Origin of the sequence: Bartonella sp. TS25HLJMH, from assembly GCF_042193505.1 — a bacterium.
GTDB classification, from domain to species: Bacteria; Pseudomonadota; Alphaproteobacteria; order Rhizobiales; family Rhizobiaceae; genus Bartonella; species Bartonella grahamii.
On sequence record NZ_JBHILV010000046.1, the window covers coordinates 1 to 3,477 of the forward strand.

Consider the following 3,477-nt stretch of genomic DNA (forward strand, 5'->3'; position numbering starts at 1 on the left):
AAGTCTTCACAAAGGATTTCTTCTGCTTGCTCTTTGTTAATACACATGCCTTTTTTGACGAGGGGGTGACCCGCATTACTGGTGTGACCATAACCAATCGTCCAAACACATGCCGTATCTCTGTAAGCCTCTAAACGCAAACCTTCCCATTATTTGATAAGTTCTAATCCTTCTTTCGATATCTTTCTCATCTGACGCTCCATAAAAAAAGCCCCACATAAGTGGGGCGGCATAAAATGATGTTCTAATCAATCTAGCGCTAATTATAATAAAATGGATCGCTACATCCACAGGCGCCTATTTTTTCATCTTCGACATAACGAGAATGGGCAAAGTTCCGCACAAGATGATCATTGTTAAAGCCACCAGTCCAATCGCCTCCTCCCAACATAACATTTATGTCTACACATAAACTGCTTCCTTGTTCCCCTGTATGCCATTTAGTCACTGGATAACAACCAGACAAAAATTGCCACACATAACCGTAACCATCCTCACAACCGATATACGAAATCATCCGTCTATTGTTTGTATCAACGTGTCCTCCAGATGTCTGAGGAGAAGGCGCTTGATTGCCTGTAATACTGGTTGTTTGATTACTTCCATACATACATGGCGAGAACTCATCACTCGTCAAAAATCTCTTATTAACAGACCAAAAATCAAATGCATGATCCTCATAACTACGATTGGTCGTAATCGGAATACCGTATGCCGACTTTGCATTTACACCTGTCCCTGATTGAAGATAAATATCAACCCAAATATTATGCCACGGATTGTAAACCATTCCCTCTAGGCCACTACGTGGATGGTGATTTAAACACCAAACAGAATTGGGCAAAACATTCCCCGCTTGATAACCCGATAAGAGATGACCTTCAATCTCACCAACATCCGCACATAGCGTATGAAATCCGCCAATCTTTTCAGAATTATCCTCTGTATAGCCATCAGGAGCCGTCGGATTTTGCGAAATTTTAAAGGATATCTCATTCGTCTGATCTTTTAGGATGAGATATGTATATAATAATCCTTTCCTGCTTCAAGATCTTCGTCAAAAGACATCCTTCCACGCCCTGGAACGCGGTAAAAGAGGTACCTACCCCCATTCTCACCACCATGATAAAAGCGAAAACATGCCCCTTTATTGATCACAAGACCTTTTCTATTTTTCGGATCGGCTTCCAGAATTCTGTGATGCTGATCAAAACGCACATTCTCTAAAAAATAAGTGGAAAGAAAACCTACTGTTGCCTTGTTGGTGAGCTGATCAACCATTAGATTCAACGTCTCATCCGCTTGAATAAAGAAGAGCACTATTTTGACTCCCTCCATCATTCGTGCTTTTTGTTCAACTAACTCTTTAAGAATGGGTAGGATGCTTTGATGATCGCTTTTGCAAAGATTTTCTTGTTTGTTGACGTTTTCTTTCATTCTCAAAATGAGTTATCATGGCCCGTTCCTTCTTGCTCGCTTTGCTTAGACCAAAAGTATCATTGTTCATAAATTGCTGATATCCAGCTATCATGAGATCGGTTAGGAACGAATCACTTTTCGGAGGTTGTGTAAAATAAATCCCCTTTGAATCCTGCAATTTATATCGAAAACCTGCTTTTTTCATGCACTCATATACTGAAGCAAATTCACTTGCATACGAATTCATATCACTAGAAGAAGCATAAACCGGTTTCCAGCCACATTTTAAAAGTGATTGTTCGATTACAGCCCGATCTGCTTTAGGCTTTTCCCATAAAACCAAAGTCGATGGGGGAGGATTGCCTAACTGACATCCAGCTGTACTTAAGAGAGCCATGCTGCTCAATAGTTTTAAGATTTTTTTCATTTTTCCCCTCCTCCATAGTTTTTTCCAAAAACTCTTGTAAGAAGATGTGAATTTCAAACCAAGAGCTTTCTCCGCTTTTTCAATCTGTAGATTATCAGCCGCATTTTCTTCAGTACGAAAATTGATAATATCATCATTATATTTATTAACTTTATCAATTAATACTGCAACATCATCTAAGGTATAGGTTTTCATAAATCTTCCCCTGCATACTCTTTAATTCTTTTACAGAGAAATTCATAAAAATTACTTGCGTAATATTGGGGATCATCAAGTGGAAACTTAAGATAGAGCGGGCACTCTCCATCCCGAAATTGAGTATAATCAAAGTAAAAGGTTTCACCAAAATCAGTTGTGCAGATAACAAGTTGTTTGGGATTCGTAAAGCCATCTCTTCTATCGAGCAAATTTCGGTAAACAATATCACCAGCAGGAATACCAGCACAGATTTCATAAATACTGAATATTTCTTCACCTCCAACTTCTCCGCCTCCATAATTTTTTAAAAAACCCTTATAGGAAGAGGTAAATTGTAAATCGAGAGTATTCTCAGCTGTTTTAATCCTTACATCATCAGGGGCATTATCTTTAGTACCAAAATTAATAGCATGACTATGCATATCAATATATTGTGCAACATCCGATAAAGTATAACTTTTCATAAATTTTTCTCCATAAGTCACAGCGTGTTTCTACTGATCAATATTTCTCTACCATAGCCAATGGAATTGGGATTACATTGATAGAATCATAAGGGATATTTTCTTGAAGGAGCTCTTTTCTCATCTGTGTCTGTAAAATCATCTCGCATTTACAATATATGATATAATTAAAGGAGGTGATCATTAAAGTTTAGAGAGCGCCTTTTAGGGACATTACTCTAATATTTGCAATAATTACTTTTTCTTTTTTTCCTACTTAGAAATTTTTTTTGAAATCCAACAAATAACTTTTCTGATAAAATTTGTCTTTGGATTCATAGGAGAAAGCAAACTCCTGCCTTGATAAAATGAGTAGAGAACCTCAACGAGAGGACTATCTTGTTCTTGTGTCACAGGATGTAACATAATAGGCCTACAATCGACTCCAATAGGAGCTCTTCCTGATGCCATTCTTTCCACATTTGTACCTGTTATTATGTGTCCTTTTTCTTTCCAAGAAGAAACTGTTTCAGGATCAAACAGTTCATCTTCCTGATAAACTTTTTGACCTTTAAATGCCACAGGCTCAGCTGCCCCCATACTTTTTTTCTTTATCCATTTCATGATTCATAATCCCCTCGATTTTTTCAAAATAATCAATTTATTCTTTGTTCTAAATAGACTTAAATAAACTCTCCTTCCAAGAGCGAGGTTATTCCTCGCTAGAAAGCTCTGAGTGATTATCGAAATCCTTTTGCCACCTGTTTAATCAAAGCGTAGCTCACTTGCTTCATCTTTGCTACTTCTTTGGCTAAAGTTAATGCACGTTCAAGATGAAGCTGTTGGATGCTCTCGTCAAAGCCTAGGTGATCCCCTGCCGTAAAGCTTTTCTGATAAGATTGCAAAGTTTCATCATCACCCAACAAAGCAAGAGTGCCAAGATGAAGCAAAGCATAATCCGTATCGTTTGCTTTAGACGTGGCGCCTTTT

The 3,477-nt window shown here is 37.8% G+C and carries 6 protein-coding genes and 2 pseudogenes; all 8 read right to left on the reverse strand.

Going from position 1 to position 3,477, the window contains the following annotated elements; translation table 11 throughout:
• The coding region (locus ACFINF_RS08860; RefSeq protein ID WP_375620543.1) for a glycoside hydrolase family protein at positions 1–140 on the reverse strand (140 nt) is incomplete at its 3' end.
• A gap of 119 nt (positions 141–259) precedes the next feature.
• Entirely contained in the window at positions 260–844 is a 585-nt protein-coding gene (locus tag ACFINF_RS08865) for a hypothetical protein (protein ID WP_375620539.1), read from the reverse strand.
• Between the two features lie 39 nt (positions 845–883).
• Positions 884–1,015 (reverse strand): annotated as a pseudogene (locus ACFINF_RS08870) (hypothetical protein); the annotation flags it as partial.
• A complete protein-coding gene (locus tag ACFINF_RS08875; protein WP_375620540.1) occupies positions 1,009–1,320 on the reverse strand; it encodes a hypothetical protein in 312 nt (103 codons plus the stop codon). The pseudogene ACFINF_RS08870 and the gene ACFINF_RS08875, both read right to left, overlap by 7 nt.
• Before the next feature lie 46 nt (positions 1,321–1,366).
• Complete coding sequence (locus ACFINF_RS08880) at positions 1,367–1,846, reverse strand: hypothetical protein (RefSeq protein ID WP_375620544.1); 480 nt, start codon at positions 1,844–1,846, stop codon at positions 1,367–1,369.
• Positions 1,847–2,037: 191 nt separating this feature from the next.
• Complete coding sequence (locus tag ACFINF_RS08885) at positions 2,038–2,508, reverse strand: SMI1/KNR4 family protein (RefSeq protein WP_375620541.1); 471 nt, start codon at positions 2,506–2,508, stop codon at positions 2,038–2,040.
• Positions 2,509–2,760: 252 nt separating this feature from the next.
• Positions 2,761–3,111, reverse strand: coding sequence for an HNH/ENDO VII family nuclease (locus ACFINF_RS08890; protein ID WP_375620542.1), 351 nt, complete (start codon positions 3,109–3,111; stop codon positions 2,761–2,763).
• A gap of 88 nt (positions 3,112–3,199) precedes the next feature.
• A pseudogene (locus ACFINF_RS08895) lies at positions 3,200–3,477 on the reverse strand (DUF6990 domain-containing protein); the annotation flags it as partial.